At 47.6% G+C, this 16,578-nt stretch carries 15 protein-coding genes; 14 read left to right on the top strand and 1 reads right to left on the bottom strand.

Annotated features, from left to right (window positions below):
• Positions 1 to 247: 247 nt before the first annotated feature.
• Positions 248 to 1,480, bottom strand: coding sequence for an LL-diaminopimelate aminotransferase (locus tag EV210_RS18695; RefSeq protein ID WP_132082889.1), 1,233 nt, complete (start codon positions 1,478 to 1,480; stop codon positions 248 to 250).
• A gap of 220 nt (positions 1,481 to 1,700) precedes the next feature.
• Here EV210_RS18695 and rpsF point away from each other — a divergent pair, with 220 nt between their 5' ends.
• The 14 genes from rpsF (at position 1,701) to EV210_RS18765 (ending at position 16,532) form a co-directional block, all read left to right on the top strand.
• The gene (gene rpsF / locus EV210_RS18700) at positions 1,701 to 1,985 is read left to right on the top strand and encodes a 30S ribosomal protein S6 (protein WP_132082890.1); all 285 of its coding nucleotides are present in this window, start codon (positions 1,701 to 1,703) and stop codon (positions 1,983 to 1,985) included.
• A 17-nt stretch (positions 1,986 to 2,002) separates the two neighbouring features.
• Positions 2,003 to 2,425: a single-stranded DNA-binding protein gene (locus tag EV210_RS18705; RefSeq protein ID WP_132082891.1), complete on the top strand. Its 423-nt coding sequence runs from the start codon at positions 2,003 to 2,005 to the stop codon at positions 2,423 to 2,425.
• A gap of 39 nt (positions 2,426 to 2,464) precedes the next feature.
• Positions 2,465 to 2,695 (top strand): 30S ribosomal protein S18, encoded by a 231-nt coding sequence (gene rpsR / locus EV210_RS18710; protein WP_132082892.1) that lies wholly within the window; start codon positions 2,465 to 2,467, stop codon positions 2,693 to 2,695.
• Positions 2,696 to 3,003: 308 nt separating this feature from the next.
• Positions 3,004 to 4,683 carry a ribonuclease J gene (locus tag EV210_RS18715; RefSeq protein WP_207900780.1) on the top strand — a complete coding sequence of 560 codons (1,680 nt, stop codon included), beginning with the start codon at positions 3,004 to 3,006 and terminating at the stop codon, positions 4,681 to 4,683.
• Positions 4,684 to 5,097: 414 nt separating this feature from the next.
• The gene (locus EV210_RS18720) at positions 5,098 to 5,406 is read left to right on the top strand and encodes a MazG-like family protein (RefSeq protein ID WP_132082893.1); all 309 of its coding nucleotides are present in this window, start codon (positions 5,098 to 5,100) and stop codon (positions 5,404 to 5,406) included.
• A 4-nt stretch (positions 5,407 to 5,410) separates the two neighbouring features.
• Positions 5,411 to 6,376, top strand: a complete 966-nt coding sequence (locus EV210_RS18725) for a YybS family protein (RefSeq protein ID WP_243650634.1) — start codon at positions 5,411 to 5,413, stop codon at positions 6,374 to 6,376.
• A gap of 11 nt (positions 6,377 to 6,387) precedes the next feature.
• The gene (locus EV210_RS18730; RefSeq protein ID WP_132082894.1) at positions 6,388 to 8,406 is read left to right on the top strand and encodes a DHH family phosphoesterase; all 2,019 of its coding nucleotides are present in this window, start codon (positions 6,388 to 6,390) and stop codon (positions 8,404 to 8,406) included.
• On the top strand, positions 8,366 to 8,812 hold the full coding sequence (rplI, locus tag EV210_RS18735) for a 50S ribosomal protein L9 (protein WP_132082895.1): 447 nt from the start codon (positions 8,366 to 8,368) through the stop codon (positions 8,810 to 8,812). The genes EV210_RS18730 and rplI overlap by 41 nt, the downstream gene beginning before the upstream one ends.
• Before the next feature lie 72 nt (positions 8,813 to 8,884).
• Entirely contained in the window at positions 8,885 to 10,810 is a 1,926-nt protein-coding gene (gene lonC, locus EV210_RS18740) for a Lon family ATP-dependent protease (protein ID WP_132082896.1), read from the top strand.
• 111 nt (positions 10,811 to 10,921) lie between these two features.
• The gene (dnaB, locus tag EV210_RS18745) at positions 10,922 to 12,253 is read left to right on the top strand and encodes a replicative DNA helicase (RefSeq protein ID WP_132082897.1); all 1,332 of its coding nucleotides are present in this window, start codon (positions 10,922 to 10,924) and stop codon (positions 12,251 to 12,253) included.
• A 171-nt stretch (positions 12,254 to 12,424) separates the two neighbouring features.
• Entirely contained in the window at positions 12,425 to 13,093 is a 669-nt protein-coding gene (locus EV210_RS18750) for an RDD family protein (RefSeq protein WP_132082944.1), read from the top strand.
• Positions 13,094 to 13,267: 174 nt separating this feature from the next.
• On the top strand, positions 13,268 to 13,687 hold the full coding sequence (locus tag EV210_RS18755) for a MarR family winged helix-turn-helix transcriptional regulator (protein WP_132082898.1): 420 nt from the start codon (positions 13,268 to 13,270) through the stop codon (positions 13,685 to 13,687).
• Between the two features lie 27 nt (positions 13,688 to 13,714).
• On the top strand, positions 13,715 to 15,622 hold the full coding sequence (locus EV210_RS18760; RefSeq protein ID WP_132082899.1) for a heavy metal translocating P-type ATPase: 1,908 nt from the start codon (positions 13,715 to 13,717) through the stop codon (positions 15,620 to 15,622).
• Positions 15,623 to 15,764: 142 nt separating this feature from the next.
• Entirely contained in the window at positions 15,765 to 16,532 is a 768-nt protein-coding gene (locus EV210_RS18765; protein WP_132082900.1) for an SDR family NAD(P)-dependent oxidoreductase, read from the top strand.
• Positions 16,533 to 16,578 lie beyond the last annotated feature (46 nt).

Below are 16,578 nucleotides of genomic sequence, written 5' to 3' on the forward strand. Positions count from 1 at the left end.
CCGCTGTACTGTCTTCACTCGCCTCTTTTCCCCCGCCTAGCAGCTGGAGACTTCTCGACGGCCTAAGCTTTGCGGCAGGGGACGTAGGAGAACGGGGAACGGGCTTATTGCCGTTAGTGGTGGGAGGGCTCCCCTGCGGGGGTGCACAGAAGGTGAAATGTGTCATGGGGACGGTTCCGGTGACACACTTTCAGAATAAAAAGAGGTCAGCTCCCTTGTGGGGCTGACCTCTTTGTGTGCCTGCAGTTTACAGGCTTAATTTTGTTTTGATTCTTTCGATGGCCTGCTCGGTGTTTTCGCGGCTGCCGAAGGCGGTTAGGCGGAAGTAGCCAGCGCCGGAGGGGCCGAAGCCTGTTCCAGGAGTGCCGACAATGTTTACTTCAGTGAGCAGTTTATCGAAGAAGTCCCACGAGTCCATATTGTTAGGGGTTTTTAACCAGATATAAGGAGCGTTTACGCCGCCAAACACCTGGAGGCCAATGCTTTGCAGGCCTTCACGGATGATTTTGGCGTTGGCCATGTAATATTTAATGACCTCTTTAATTTGCTGTTGTCCTTCAGGAGTATAGACGGCTTGAGCACCGCGCTGAATGATATAAGGTACGCCGTTGAACTTCGTCGTTTGGCGGCGGTTCCATAATTTATTGAGCGAGTGCGTTTCGCCGGAAGCGGTGCGTCCCATAACAGTTTTGGGAACAACGGTATAAGCGCAGCGTGTGCCGGTGAAGCCTGCAGTTTTGGAGAAAGAACGGAATTCAATCGCTACTTCTTTAGCACCGTCGATTTCGTAAATGCTATGAGGAATATCCGGCTCCTGTATATAGGATTCATATGCCGCATCAAAGAGAATAATCGCATCGTTTGCTTTGGCAAACTCAACCCATTTGGTTAATTCCGCTTTGGAAAGAGTAGTTCCGGTCGGATTGTTAGGAACGCAAAGATAGATCATATCTACTTTTTCTTTTGGCAGTTCAGGGATGAACTGGTTTTCTGCATTGCAGGGCATGTAAACAATCTTTTCAAAGCGGCCATTATTTAAAGTGCCTGTACGGCCGGCCATGACATTGCTGTCCAGGTATACCGGGTATACAGGGTCGGTAATCGCAACGATGTTATCAAGACCGAAGATTTCCTGAATATTGCCGACATCACTCTTGGAGCCGTCGCTCACAAAGACTTCATCAATATCAAGAGTTACGCCGCGGGGAGCAAAGTCATGATCAATGATGGTTTGGATCAGAAAGTCATAGCCCTGTTCCGGACCATACCCGCGAAATGTTGCAGGCTGCGCCATTTCATCAATGGCAGTATGCAGGCCCTTGATAACTGAAGGCACCAGCGGCTGGGTTACATCACCAATACCTAAACGGATAATGTTGGCAGAAGGATTTTCAGATTTAAAGGCAGTGACCCTTCTTGCTATTTCTGCAAACAAATAGCTTCCTGGTAGTTTCAGATAGTTTTCATTAATGCTCGCCATTGTCAGACTCCTTTTCCCAAAATATGCTATACCATATTATACAATAGTTTGCCCGCAAATGGCGAGTTTAGTTGCATAAAAAAACTTATAGCTTTTCTTGCATTTTCTTGGGGGGTAGGGTATAATTAATCAGTCTGGGACAGCCAGGCTGGAAAGTTTATTTATAAACCTTCCCTGCCCCTTTTGCAAGGGGCCATAGTCCATAGGAGGAGGTGATTTCGTGAAAAAGTACGAAGTCATGTTTATTGTGAAGCCCGCTGAAGAAGAGGCTCTTAACAACGTAGTTACGAAGTTCGAAAATCTTCTGCAAGCAAATGGCGCCACAGTGGAAAAAGTTGACCGTTGGGGCAAGAGACGTTTAGCCTATGAAGTGAAAGAACACGCAGAAGGCTACTACTATCTTATGTTCTTCAGCGCTGAGCCTAAGGTTATTGCCGAGCTCGACCGCGTTATGAAGATTACCGACGAGATCTTAAAACACATGATCATTAAAGAAGACGAATAGACCAGGGGGAAAGTGGCATGAACTCAGTTAAACTTATCGGTCGTCTAGCCCAAGACCCTGAAGTGCGATATACCAAAACCGGCAAAGCAGTTGCTTCGTTTACCGTAGCCGTGTCCCGCAGTTTTGGAGCGCCTGGACAAGAACAACGGGAATCAACGGATTTTATTCCTATTGTAGCATGGGGAAACTTAGCTGAGATGTGCGGCAATAACCTGGCGAAAGGACACCGGGTATTTGTGGAAGGTCGTCTGCAGGTTCGTTCATATGAAACTGCGGATGGACAAAAGAGACGGGTAACTGAGATAGTCGCCAATTTTGTCGCCCAAAGCATGGAATCGGATAAGGGAATGGGAAGCGGCTCTGGTTCGTCGAATGCTGGTAAGCCAGTTGATTTTGGCCAATTCGGGCGCGACGTAATCGACGAGGAAATCCCGTTCTAAATTTTGGATCCCTCAAATTCTGAAGGGAGGTATAGACAAGTGAAACGCGAAAGAGGCAGAAAACCAAAGAAAAAGGTTTGTAGTTTCTGCGTTGATAAAATAGTGGCAATTGACTACAAGGATGTGCCTAAATTGCGTCGTTACACTACTGAGCGTGGCAAGATTCTGCCCCGCCGGATTTCTGGAAACTGCGCAAAACATCAACGTCAATTAACGCTTGCTATCAAACGGGCTCGCAACATTGCATTGCTCCCGTTCACAGCAGAATAAGCAGCTTAAGACAAACGCCGGGATAATCCCGGCGTTTTTTAGTTCTTTTTTGCATGACTAAAACTATCCTATTGCGGGAGAAACTATTAATGTCACCATAATGGTGGCATTTCTTTTTATTTTACAGGCACGAGCGCTTGTTTAAGAGTACTGGTATAGGGTATACTAATAGTACTATAGTTGAGCGGCTTATCAATGATTTTCGAGGATCGGATTGCGGACGGGATTATTTTTTGGCTAGAGGGTCTCGATTATTCGGGCGAGACCTTTCTTTAGCTGTATCTATAGTAAATAGTTTAGAATTGATGATGTTATGGAGGTATATTATTTTGGAAAAAGATAAGTTATTAATTATTCCTTTAGGTGGTTTGGGAGAAGTCGGAAAAAATATGACAGTATTTCAATATGGAGAGGATATTGTCATTCTTGATGCCGGTCTGGCATTCCCGGAAGATGATATGCTGGGAATTGATTTGGTTATCCCGGATATCACTTATTTACAGGAGAATAAAGACAAAGTACGGGCAGTTGTATTGACTCATGGTCACGAAGACCATATCGGTGCTTTGTCTTATTTGCTAAAGCAAATTAATGTACCGGTTTATGGTACCCGTTTAGCCTTAGGACTGGTAGAAGGACGCTTGAAGGAAAACCGCGTTCCGGAGTATTCGCTGATTCCAGTCAAGCATGGTGACGAAATCAAAGCCGGTGCTTTTACAGTCGGCTTTATCCGGGTAAGCCACTCTATTCCTGATGCCAGTGGCCTATATTTTAAGACACCGGTAGGCACTGTTGTGCACACAGGCGATTTTAAAATTGACCAAACACCGGTTGATGGAAAGGTAATGGATATTCATAAGTTTGCTGAACTGGGAGACCGGGGTGTACTGGCGCTGATGTCGGACAGCACAAATGCCGAACGTCCGGGTTATACCGAGTCGGAACGCACTGTGGGTGTTGCGCTGGATAACGCTTTCCGGGCGGCTAACGGCCGGGTTATTTTAGCAACCTTTGCCTCAAATGTGTCCCGTATTCAACAAGCCGTTAATGCGGCCTGCAAATATGACCGCAAAGTTGCTGTGCTTGGCCGCAGCATGATTAATGTTGTGTCGATTGCGATCGAGCTTGGTTATTTGCAGGTGCCTGAAGGCGTGATCATTGATGTTGAAGAAATTAACCGCTATCGCGACAATCAAATGCTGATCCTGACAACAGGCAGCCAGGGAGAACCGATGGCTGGTTTAAGCCGTATGGCAACAAGCAATCATCGCAGTATCTCGATTATACCCGGCGATACTGTTATTATTTCAGCAACGCCGATTCCCGGCAATGAAAAGTCTGTGGGAAAAACCATCGACAGCCTCATGCGCCTGGGCGCTCATGTTGTATATGAAAGATCGGCAGGCATCCATGTTTCCGGTCATGCCAGCCAGGAAGAATTGAAACTGATTTTGAACCTGGTTCGTCCTAAGTATTTTATTCCGGTGCACGGCGAATACCGCATGCTGCGTCAGCATGGCCAGATTGCGGAGAACATGGGCGTTGCCAAGGATAATGTTTTGATTGGTGATAATGGACAGGTGTTTGAATTTACAAAAACCAGCGGACGCAAAGCCGGTCGCGTAACTGCAGGTAAAGTATTTGTTGACGGACTGGGCGTCGGTGATGTAGGCAATATTGTTATTCGCGACCGTCAGCAGTTATCAAAAGAGGGCGTTTTAATTGTTGTTTTAACACTGGACAAGCAACGCTGCTCGGTACTTTCCGGCCCTGATTTGGTATCACGCGGCTTCGTCTATGTCAGAGATTCGGAAGCTTTAATGAGCGAAGCGCAAAACAGGGTAAAAGCGGTGCTGGATCGGTGCGAAGCAGGCAGCATCACCGAGTGGTCGGTAATTAAATCCCAGGTGCGGGAAGCTCTTGGTAAGTTCTTGTATGAAAAGACGGGAAGGCGGCCGATGATACTCCCCATCATCATGGAAGTCTAGCAGGACGGCCGCCGATAAGGCACCATCTGCGTTGTTGCGGCCTGCGGAGCGAGCTTGCCGTACCGCCGCTGTACTGTCTTCACTCGCTTCCTCGGCCGCGTCTAGCATCTGGAGCCTTCTCGACGGCTTGAGCTTGTCGGCAGAGGGAGACGAAGAACGCGGCTTGCTGCAAAGCTGGTGGTGCATGGCTCCCCTGCGGGGGTGCTCAGCGAGACCGGGTATTGGCTTTACTAGTGCGGTGACGTGGCAATCTCATCATTTATTTTTGCAGCTTATCAGCTTTTAGCGGGTAGATTGAACTAAGTTACGCAGTAGACCAGGGTTCTTTAATACCCTGGTTTTTCTATATCCGGCAGGCAGGAAAGAACCCTGTCCCTTGGCGAATACTATAGATATGTAAGGAGGGGTTGACTGTTGTTCTCCCATGAGTCCGATATATTGCGCAAGCTTCGTTTAATAGAGTGGCTGAAAGCGGAATTGGTTACCAATGTGGGTCAGGTATACCAGGCGATTGCCAGGAATAGTGAGCAGGCAATTGGTGAAGCTTTGGCGGCGGTAGTCGTATCCTGTTATGTACTAGGCAAACGAATGGGCATCGATTTTACCGCTCTCGATCAGGCAGTTGCCCAAAAGGTTACCCACCATATCAAACAAGAACAGGAAGCGGAAAAGTGGTTTGGCGACTATAGTGAGCTACAACGACACTTCCGCCGGAAAGGGTGAATTCATGCAGCGTCAAACGCAGATAAAACCAATGGTAGAAGCGGGCATTTTAGCCTCTATTGCCATTATGTTTGCTTTTATGAGTGCCTATCTTCCCGTTATCGGGGCGTTTATTCATTTGGTTTGGCCTGTGCCAATCATATTGCTGGGAGTGCGTCATGGGGTTAAATGGAGCACGCTGGCTACGATCGTTGCAGGAATTTTAATTGCCATACTGCTGCATCCTCTGCATGCCGTGTCGGTTGTCATTGGTTTTGGCCTTACCGGCATTGTGCTTGGCCATGGGCTTAGGGAAAAATTTGCGCCGGCAAAAACCTTGCTATGGGGGTCGGCTGCCTCGCTCATATCTTCTGCGGCAGTTGTGGCCATCAGCATGGTAGTCATGGGAGCTAATCCGTTCAACATTCAGCAGGAGGCAATGACCAAGGCGCTGGAGCAGGCAATTGACTTTTATCGCCAAATGGGCATGAAAGAAGAAGATCTGCAGCAGATGACGACAACGATGGGTTCCGTAATGGAGCTGCTGAAGATTATTTTACCGGCAGGTTTTGCTTTGGCCGCTGTAGTAACAGCTTACCTCAATTTTGCAGTTGCAAAAATTGTCCTTAAGAAGCTGGGCTATTTTGTGGAGCCTTTCCCGCCATTTAAAGATTGGCAAATGCCGAAAATTGCTCTTTATGCATTTGTTGTGGCTGTGCTTTGCATGTATTGGGGGCATTCACGCGAGATTACCTGGCTGTACACAGTTGGTGTCAATGTACAGATGATATCCATGATTTTCCTAATCGTACAAGGATTGGCGTTATTTTACTACCTTGCCGATAAATACAAATTGTCAAGGCTGATTCGGGGTATTATACTGTTCTTAGTATTTACTAATGGTATTATCCTGCAAGCCATTATATTTGCCGGTGTTTTTGATATGGCGATGAATTACCGCCAATTGCGCAGTCGGAACATGTCCGATTAGGGGGTATCACTATGCCGCAAGGTCCTTCCTTCTGGTTTGATACGCGAATTTATCTTGCTGTTGTTGCAGCCTTATTAGTGGTTATCGCGTTTTATAACCACTATGTGGCGTTATTAGGAATTGTTTTGCTGTATACTCTTTATTTATATGGCCGGGACCGTCACCGGGAACGGCGAAAAGCATTGTCCCAATATATTGAATCAATGGCGAATACCATTGATCAGGCATCAACATATGCTCTGCAAAACCTCCCTTTAGCAATTGCCATCATTGATGAGCAGGGGCAGCTCTATTGGTCAAACAGCGTGCTGGCCAAATGGTTTGGCGATGTTCATACAGGGCGATCCCTATATGATGTTCTGCCTTCACTGGAAGCCGAAAAAATCTGGGGAAAATACGGTATTGTTACGGAGCGAAGCGGCTTAAAACACTATCAAATCATTCATAAGCCGCTTGAAGCGGAAGCAACAGGCTGTCAGGATTTTTTGATTCTGTACATCAACGATATTACCCGCACTGAGACGATTAAAGCCGAATGCCAGGGCGCCATGCCGGCATTTGCCTACATTCAAATTGACAATTATGACGACGTACTAAAAGGTCTTACCGATACGCAGCGTACCGCCATTCTGGCGGAAGTGAACCGTCAACTGGTGGATTTATTTGCGGGACTGGCTGGTTTTGTCAGACAATTTGGTGAAGACACGTACGTCGGCATTATCAGCAGACAGGCATTAATCAAACTCATGGATAGCCGTTTTGAAATTCTTGATAAAATACGGGCGATTCACGGCGGCAATAAGATCCCGGTTACGCTAAGTCTGGGAGTTGCTGCCGATGAACCGACAATTGCCACATTGACCCAGCGGGCCCAAGCCGGGTTGGATCTTGCGCTTGGCCGTGGTGGAGACCAGGCTGCCGTTCATGTGGACGGTAAAATGCAGTTTTATGGCGGAAAAGCAAAGGCAGTGGAAAAAAATACCCGCGTTAAGGCCCGGATTGTTTCACAGGCTATCCGTGAACTGGTGGAAGATAGTGAGCTCGTGCTGGTAATGGGCCACGGAGGCGAAGACTTTGACAGTCTGGGTGCGGCCTTAGGCGTAGCTAAAATGGCGCGTCATGACGGCAGGCGCATTCATGTGGTAGTAAGCCAACCGGGAGTGGCAGTCAATAAATTACAAGAACTGCTGCCCGATTATGAAGGGTATGAACATGTTTTTATTACACCTTCCCAGGCTGCCGCACTTGTCGATGAGCGGACACTGCTTTTTATCGTAGACACGCACCGGCCGGAAATGACTGCGGCACCGGAGCTGTTGGAGCATACGGAGCGGACTGTCGTGATTGACCACCACCGCCGTTCAGAAGTCTTTATTACCAATCCCCTGCTGGTCTATCTGGAGCCGTCGGCTTCATCAACCAGCGAGTTAGTTACAGAGCTTATACAGTACTATGATGATAATATTGACCTTACCCGGCTGGAGGCTTCAGCCTTATATGCCGGTATTGTAGTAGATACAAAAAACTTCGCCGTTCAAACAGGTGTCCGTACATTTGAAGCAGCTTCCTATCTCCGGCGGGCCGGTGCAGATCCCACCCTGGTACGGCATTTGTTCCGCGTAGACTTCGATACGCTGCGGGCCAGGGCAGAAATTTTAAGCAATACCGAAATGCTGCCTGGCGGTGTGGTATTGGCCTTGTGTCCGGCAGAAGCGAAAAACGCGCAGATCGTGGCCGCTCAGGCGGCAGATATGCTGCTGACAATTGAAGGAGCCCGTGTCAGCTTTGTTCTCTTTCCTCTGGAGGAAAGTGGCGTGGGAGTCAGTGCCCGATCACAGGGAGATATCAATGTTCAGGTGATTATGGAGCAAATGGGGGGCGGCGGCCACCAGACAGTAGCTGGTGCTCAATTAAAAAATATCAGTTTTGCCGAAGCAAGAGACCAAGTTATAGAACTGATTAACAACTATATACAGGAGAGTGATATGCATGAAAGTAATTCTGCAGCAAGAGGTAAAAAAATTAGGTAAAAAAGGTGATATTTTAGAAGTTTCCGAGGGCTACGGCCGCAACTATCTGCTACCCCAGAAACTGGCAATTGAAGCTACGGCCGCTAATGTTAACGCAATTAGCCAGCAGAAAGCAGCTGAAGCGCATAAACAACAGCGAGCTAACGATGAAGCGCATGTATTAGCCAGCCAGCTGGCTAAAGTAGCGGTAAAGATCGCTGTTAAAACCGGCGAAGGCGGCAAAGTCTTTGGTTCTGTGACCGCCAAGGACATTAGTGAAGCATTGGAAAAACAATATGGTATTGAGATAGATAAACGTAAAATTGAACTTAAGGATGCAATTAAATCTGTTGGCAGTTATCCGGTTGTCATTCGCATCCATCCGGAAATCACAACCAAAATTGAAGTCCAGGTTGCAGGCAACTGATAAACAGCGGAAGCGATCATTGCTTTGTGCCACGCCTTCTATTTAATCGGCCTTATTAGAAAGGGTAATAACATGAAAGATTTCTTCAATAAACTTGTTCGACGCGAGACACGGGTAATGCGAGCGGCTGATGATGAATTAAAGCGTCAGGTCTCCGCCCTTTATGGACTTTATGCAGGGCTGATTGGTGCCGAAAAAGTGGTACTGAAGGCAGGCAAGCTGGATGCTCTTGATCTTATGCGCTCTGAAGATGTGGCTGAGCGGGTTTTGGCACTGCAAAAGCTTGTTTTTGAAGACCCGACGGTTGATAAGGTGCCCACTGCTCAGGAAATTCCTGATCTCCTGGATGAAATTGAAGATGAGTTGGCAGACCTCATGGCCCGCCGGACAGTAGAAGACAAGATTGAAAAGAAAATTGCCGAAAAGATGGAAGAGCGCCATCAGGAATACATTAAAGAAATAAAAATGCAAGTCTTGAAGGAAGACAATAACGTTGAAAATCCACAGACACTGAAAAAGTATGCCATGCTGGAAATGCTTGAACAGAAGAAATTGACCAAATCGGCAATGGAACTGCTCAGGCCCGGTACCCTAAGTGAGATTGTCGGCCAGGAAAGGGCTGTTGAAGCGCTGAGAGCGAAGCTGGCTTCGCCTTATCCCCAGCATTTGATTCTTTATGGACCACCGGGAATTGGTAAAACCACAGCGGCCCGATTGGTACTTGAGGAAGCTAAAAAGCTGAAGTTTACGCCATTTGCGCCGGAAGCGCCCTTTGTGGAGGCTGACGGAACAACACTGCGCTGGGATTCGCGGGACATGACCAATCCGTTGTTAGGCTCGGTACATGATCCAATTTATCAGGGGGCCCGCAAGGATTTGGCGGATACCGGTATACCTGAGCCAAAACCAGGTCTGGTAACCGATGCCCATGGCGGAATTTTGTTCATTGATGAAATCGGTGAGATGGACCCTATGCTGCAGAACAAGCTGCTGAAGGTTCTGGAAGACAAGCGGGTATCTTTTGACTCGGCCTATTATGATCCAGCTGATCCTAATGTACCGAAATATATCAAAAAGCTATTTGAAGAAGGTGCTCCAGCCGATTTTATTTTAATTGGTGCCACTACGCGTGATTCATCCGATATTAATCCGGCCGTCCGTTCCCGGTGTGCTGAGATCTACTTTGAGCCGCTTACGCCGAAGCATATTGAGGAGATTATCTTTAATGCGGCCCGTAAGCTGGAAGTCAGCGTTGAGCCTGATGTGCCCCGGTTGATCAGTGATTACACGATCGAGGGCCGGAAAGCGATTAATATTTTGGCAGATGCTTATGGTATTGCCCTATACCGTGTCGGGGAAGAGGAAAAGGTTATTATTACTTGCGAGGATGTCTACCGGGTTGTACAGGTAAGCCGTCTGACGCCGTTTGTGAGTCATAAAGCTTCCGCAAAACCGGAAGTAGGCCGGGTGTTTGGCCTGGGGGTTTCCGGCTATTTGGGATCAGTGATTGAAATTGAAGCGGTAGCTTTCCCGGCTGGCGATAAAGGCAAAGGTTCGATGCGGTTTAATGATACCGCTGGATCAATGGCGAAAGACTCGGTATTCAATGCCGCTGCTGTTGTGAGAAAAATAACCGGTGAAGACCTGGCTAACTATGATATTCATGTCAATATTATTGGCGGTGGACGGATTGATGGCCCATCGGCAGGTACGGCTATCCTGACAGCGATTATTTCAGCAATAACCGGTAAACCGGTTCGTCAGGACGTCGCCGTAACCGGTGAAATTTCCATTCAGGGAAAAGTGAAAGCCGTAGGCGGTGTTTTTGAAAAAGCCTATGGAGCGAAACAGGCAGGAATAAAAACGATTATTATTCCCAAAGAGAATGATAAGGATATTCCCGCCGGTCACTTAGAACTGGAAATCTGCCCGTTAGAAAAGGTAGAAGATGCATTGGCTATTTTGTTCGGTGAAGAGCAACAGGAAGCCAGCGCGTAAGAGCAGCTGGCCGCAACAATAAATTAGTAACGTTATGAATGAAAACTTGGCTAAAAGGTTCAGCTGCAAAAGCAGATGAACCTTTTGCCTGTTTGATTGGGAGAGATAGTAGTGCTAGATCGTGTACCACCTCAAAGCGTAGAGGCTGAGCAATCCGTCCTCGGCGCTATGCTGATTGAAAAGGAAGCTATATCCAAAGTGGCGGAAATGCTTCAGGCCGGCGATTTTTATCGGGAGGCCCATCGTTTGGTATATGAAGCCATTCAGAGTCTGCATAACCGCAATGAAGCAGTCGATATTATTACCGTTACCGAACAATTGCGCAAAGATGATAAATTAGAGGCTGCCGGTGGAATCGCCTATGTAACGTCCCTGGCCAATGCCATGCCGACAGCAGCCAATGTCATGTATCATGCCCGGATTGTGGAAGAAAAGGCACTACTCAGGGGACTCATAACCACTGCCACTCACATAGCAGGTATGGGGTATGATGCCAATGAAGAGGTAGAGCAGATTCTTGACCAGGCGGAAAAAATGATGCTTGGTGTAGCCGGCCGTAAAGTCGGACAGGCATTCTCGCCGATTAAAGACGTTGTCAGCAAAGCAATGGAAAAAATTGAAATGCTATACCAGTCCAAAGGCGGTATTACTGGTGTACCAACGGGATTTAAGGACTTAGACCGTCTGACCTCCGGTCTGCAGCCGTCTGACCTTATCTTAGTTGCTGCCCGTCCCAGTATGGGGAAAACCGCTTTTACTTTGAATATTGCTTCCAATATTGCTTTACGGGAGAAACAATCGGTTGCCTTCTTCTCCCTGGAGATGTCCAAAGAACAATTAGTACAGCGTATGATTTGTGCGGAAGCGGCTATTGATGCATCCCGTCTTAGAATCGGTGATTTGTCGGATGCTGACTGGCCTAAGCTGATTAATGCATGTACCCGTCTTTATGAAGCGCCGATTTTCATTGATGATACTGCCGGTATTACCGTAGTGGAAATGCGGTCAAAGGCACGGCGCTTAAAAATTGAACATGATCTCAAGCTGATCATTATTGACTATTTGCAGCTGATGCAGGGCAGCGGCGGCAAAGGCGGCGAAAACCGGCAACAGGAGATTTCGGAGATCTCCCGGTCCTTAAAAGCACTGGCAAGGGAACTAAATGTGCCGATTATTGCGTTATCACAGCTTAGCCGCAGCGTTGAGTCCCGGCAGGTAAAAAAACCAATGCTGAGTGACCTGCGCGAGTCCGGCTCCCTGGAGCAGGATGCTGACCTTGTTGCCTTTTTGTACCGCGAGGATTATTATGATCCAGACACAGACAAGAAAAATATTACCGAAATCATTATCGCCAAGCATCGTAATGGTCCGGTTGATTCGGTACAATTATTCTTCCATAAGCAATTTACCAAGTTCAGTGACCTGTCTAAGATGCCTGGTTAAACTACTGTAGTTTTTTTATAATGATTTTTGGAGGCGGCCTTATAGGCGGCCTTTTTTTTATACGCGGACTAATCATGCTAGTAAAGTAAAATGTATCAGGCAACAGACACATCATAGAATGAACTGCATAGGTTGTTAGCAGAGACTTGTGAATAGAATGGAGTGTGAGGTATGCGGTATTGTGATCACTGCGGCAAGGAACTTCCTGGCGATGCCCGGTTTTGCAGGCACTGTGGGGCAGCGATTTCACACAATGCAGTGGAACAGGAAGCGGAGCAAAATTACAGCGCTGCAAGTACGGGTGACATCAGTGAAATGCGTAATCGTGTAGCCGATACGCCTCGGCCCTGGATTAGATTTTGGGCACGATATATTGATATCTCTTTTTTTGCTTTCTTAAGTGGTTTCATTATTGAGCCCTTCTACCGGTTTTCTCCGGGACCGGTTTTGGGGTTTGACTTTGCGGGAATTGTTGTGATGGTAACCGCACTAATTACATGTGAATCAATATGCTTAACCCTTTTTGGCAGTACACCTGGCAAGTGGATCGCGAATATTCAAATTGCTGATTTTAGTGGAAGCAATCCTTCGATTTTACAATCACTAAGCCGCACTTTCCAGGTTTGGGCCAAAGGAATGTGGTTTGGAATTCCCATTTTATCGCTTATTCCCATGTATATAGCGAAAGGAAAAGTCATGCAAAATGGAGCTGCTGACTGGGATTTTTTTTGCGGTACTTTTGTAAGCCAAAGACCGGTTAGTCTCCTGCGTTACGCAGTTGTAATTGCAGCTGCAGTCGCTATCATGCTGTTCAATAGTTACTTACATATCAGTAGCTGAAGAAACCAACAGCGGATTAGTACCGTTCACCCAACAGGGTGCGCGGTTTTTTTATTGCTCCAGATGATAAATGTGTGTTGACAAGTGAGAATAACTTGCATTACAATTAGTTTGATATTCAAATAATAAGTATTTATGATAGTTTGAAAAATAAAATAAGAAAGAGGTACAGATATGGAGAATATTGATGAACTGACCCATGAGCTGTTCACTTTTTTCAACTGCTTTTCCTCGTGGGAAAACTCCGTTATCCGGTCAAGTGATTTAACGGTAGCCGAAGCACATGCAATTGAAATTCTGGGTACATATGGACAAATGAATATGCGGAGCCTGGCTCAGCGTTCAGGCGTGACCACCGGGACAACAACGGTTACTGTTGACCGCTTAGAGAAAAAAGAATATGCCACAAGAGAGCCGCATAAGGAAGACCGCCGCGTTTATTTAATTACGCTTACACCGAAAGGGCAAAAGGCTTTTGAAGAACACCATCAATACCATACGAAGCTGACAGAGCAAGTAATGGCGGCCCTGAGTGAAGAAGAAAGCGGGCAGTTGACCAAGCTGCTGCGCAAAGTAAATAATGAGGCTTTTTAGCCGCTAAGCAAGAAGGGGGCGCGGGGAATGAATAGTGCAGTTGTGGCTGAGTACAGGAAAGACCGGTCTGTCAGTGTATTCTGGGAACAGCATGGAGCGATGCTGACAACCGTTGTAAGTGCCGTGCTGGCAATTGGGGCGTGGCAGGCAGGAATGCGCGGCTGGAGCAATATGGAGGTGCCCCTGTATATTGCAGCCTATGTGACGGGAGGATACCGCAAAGCCTGGGAAGGCTTACAAACACTTATCGTAGAACGGGATCTTGATGTTGATCTGCTGATGGTGATTGCGGCAATCGGTGCAGCCAGTATTGGCTATTGGCAGGATGGGGCAATCCTAATTTTTATTTTTGCATTAAGTAGTGTGCTGGAAGGGTATACGCTGGAAAAAACAAATCATGATATTCGTTCCATTATGAAGCTTCGTCCGGAAAAGGCCCTTGTGCTGCGAGGAACCGCACAGCTGCAGGTACGGGTAGAGGACCTCAGAGCAGGTGACGTGGTTTTGACGAAACCAGGCGAGCGTATCCCTGCTGACGGAATAATTCAGGATGGCTATTCAGCTATTGATCAGTCTTCCATTACCGGTGAATCCATTCCTGTCGATAAAGGGGCAGGAGACGAAGTGTATGCCGGAACAATCAATGGGCAGGGCGCTTTACGGATTGAAGTGACGAAGCAGGCCGAAGCAACTTTGCTGGCGAAAATCATCCGGCTGGTACAGGAGGCGCAAAGTGAAATGCCGCCTAGTCAGCTGTTTGTCGAGCGCTTTGAAGGCATTTATGCCAAGCTTGTAGTAGGGACGGCGATAGTATTACTGCTGGTACTGCCTTCCATGTTTCATTTTACCTGGGAAGCAGCGATATATCGCACCATGATTTTTCTGGTGGTTGCTTCGCCATGTGCCTTAGTTTCCTCTATCATGCCCGCCGTATTATCGGCTATTTCGAACGGTGCGAGGCAGGGAATCCTGTTTAAAGGCGGTGTTCACCTTGAAAACAGCGGTGAAATTAAGGTAGTTGCTTTCGATAAAACCGGTACACTGACGGAAGGTAGGCCGCAAGTTACCGATATTATTTCCTTTGGTGCCCAAAGTGAGAATGAGGTATTGCGTTGTACTGCTGCTCTGGAAACCTTGTCAGAGCACCCCATTGCCAGGGCAATTGTGGAAACCGCCAAGGCCAGGGGGCTGGAGCTGCCCACCGCATCCAAGCTGCAGGCAGTTCCCGGAGCTGGGATACATGGAAGGGTACAGGATACGGAATTCAGCATCGGTAATATAGACTGCCTGCAGCAAAAAAGCATGCCTGCTGAACAGGAACAGGTAATTGAGCAATTGGAGAAGCAGGGAAAAACCATTATTTATGTCCAGTCAGCTGGTGTGTTGCAAGGTCTGCTGGCTATTCAGGACAGCCTTCGTCCTCAGGCTAAGGCTGCAGTCAGGGCTTTACGGCAAATGGGGATAAAAGTGGTCATGCTTACAGGTGATAAGCTGTCCACCGCACGGGCGCTTGGTGTGGAAGCCGGCGTTGATGAAGTATATGCCGGTCTTTATCCGGAGCAAAAGGTAAAAATCATCAAGGAATTAACCTCGCGGGACGGCAAAGTGGCAATGGTCGGTGATGGGGTAAATGATGCGCCAGCCTTAGCCGCCGCTTCGGTTGGGATTGCCATGGGAGCCGCCGGTACGGATGTTGCTTTGGAGACGGCGAATGTTGTCCTCATGGCTGACGACATTACAAAGGTCGCCGAGGTTGTTGCTCTCGGCCGCCGCACCGGCAAGGTAGTAAAGCAGAATCTGGCTTTTGCCATGGCTGTGGTCGTGGCACTGGTTGCAGGTACGTTTTTCGATAATGTTACCTTACCGCTTGGCGTTATTGGGCATGAAGGCAGTACTTTGCTGGTAATTGCCAGTGGCTTAAGACTGCTGCGCTAAGTAAAAAGAAATGCCAAGATCGCCAAATAAGCTTAAGGTCGGTTTTGCGGTTAGTGGTAGATCGCTATGGGGCATGCTATAATACTGTTAGAAAAAAGGTAACGCGTTAACAGCGTAGCGAAACTGCAAAAACGAGGGATATATAGTGGCACAGTGGAATGGAAAAGTCATACTGATCACTGGTGGGACTTCCGGTATTGGCTTGGCAGCAGCTGAGATATTTTTGAAAATGGGAGCCAGTGTTGCAATCAACGGACGTGATCCAGTAAAGGGAAAGCAGTTGATTACGACATGGCAGCAGGCAGACCAAAAGCTTTACTTTATTCAAGGTGATGTAGCGGTCCATGATGAATGCAGGCAAATTGTACGGCAGACAGTGGAACGGTTTGGACGGCTGGACGTAGTGGTGAATGCGGCAGGAATTTACCTGGAAAAGCTGATTGCCGAGACAACGGAAACAGACTTTCAGAATGTTGTTGATATCAATTTGAAAGGGACCTATTTTATTTCTAAGTTTGCCGTTCCTGAGCTGCGTAAGACCGGCGAAGGAGCAATTGTAAATATTGCTTCTGACGCCGGACTGAGAGGTAATCTTTTATGTACTGCTTATTGTGCGGCCAAAGGTGCGGTCGTCGCCTTTACCAAAGCTCTTTCCCTCGAAGCTGCTCCCTATGGCATCCGCGTCAATTGCGTATGCCCCGGTGATGTGGCCACTCCACTTCTCGATAAACAAGTGGCAGCGGCTGACAATCCTCAACAGTACCTGGATGAGATGAAGCTAATGTATCCACTGGGCCGGATCGGGACTGCAAAAGAGGTGGCCCACGTCATCTGCTTCCTGGCCTCACCGGCGGCAGCCTTTGTTACCGGTGCCATCTGGACGGTAGACGGCGGCTTGACGGCATGTTAATTTGATTGAATAGCAGAAAAACCACTGCCCCCTTTAAAACAAGGCA

The sequence above is a fragment of the Anaerospora hongkongensis genome (assembly GCF_004339805.1).
Taxonomy (GTDB): domain Bacteria; phylum Bacillota; class Negativicutes; order Sporomusales; family DSM-15969; genus Anaerospora; species Anaerospora hongkongensis.

What these genes read in the sequence shown, in the direction of transcription:
- lonC (WP_132082896.1), top strand. Translation starts at nt 8,885, where the DNA reads ATGAAAGATTTCTTCAATAAACTTGTTCGACGCGAGACACGGGTAATG.
- EV210_RS18705 (WP_132082891.1), top strand. Translation starts at nt 2,003, where the DNA reads ATGAACTCAGTTAAACTTATCGGTCGTCTAGCCCAAGACCCTGAAGTG.
- EV210_RS18760 (WP_132082899.1), top strand. Translation starts at nt 13,715, where the DNA reads ATGAATAGTGCAGTTGTGGCTGAGTACAGGAAAGACCGGTCTGTCAGT.
- EV210_RS18695 (WP_132082889.1), bottom strand. Translation starts at nt 1,480, where the DNA reads ATGGCGAGCATTAATGAAAACTATCTGAAACTACCAGGAAGCTATTTG.
- EV210_RS18730 (WP_132082894.1), top strand. Translation starts at nt 6,388, where the DNA reads ATGCCGCAAGGTCCTTCCTTCTGGTTTGATACGCGAATTTATCTTGCT.
- rplI (WP_132082895.1), top strand. Translation starts at nt 8,366, where the DNA reads ATGAAAGTAATTCTGCAGCAAGAGGTAAAAAAATTAGGTAAAAAAGGT.
- EV210_RS18750 (WP_132082944.1), top strand. Translation starts at nt 12,425, where the DNA reads ATGCGGTATTGTGATCACTGCGGCAAGGAACTTCCTGGCGATGCCCGG.
- EV210_RS18725 (WP_243650634.1), top strand. Translation starts at nt 5,411, where the DNA reads ATGCAGCGTCAAACGCAGATAAAACCAATGGTAGAAGCGGGCATTTTA.
- EV210_RS18715 (WP_207900780.1), top strand. Translation starts at nt 3,004, where the DNA reads ATGTTATGGAGGTATATTATTTTGGAAAAAGATAAGTTATTAATTATT.
- EV210_RS18755 (WP_132082898.1), top strand. Translation starts at nt 13,268, where the DNA reads ATGGAGAATATTGATGAACTGACCCATGAGCTGTTCACTTTTTTCAAC.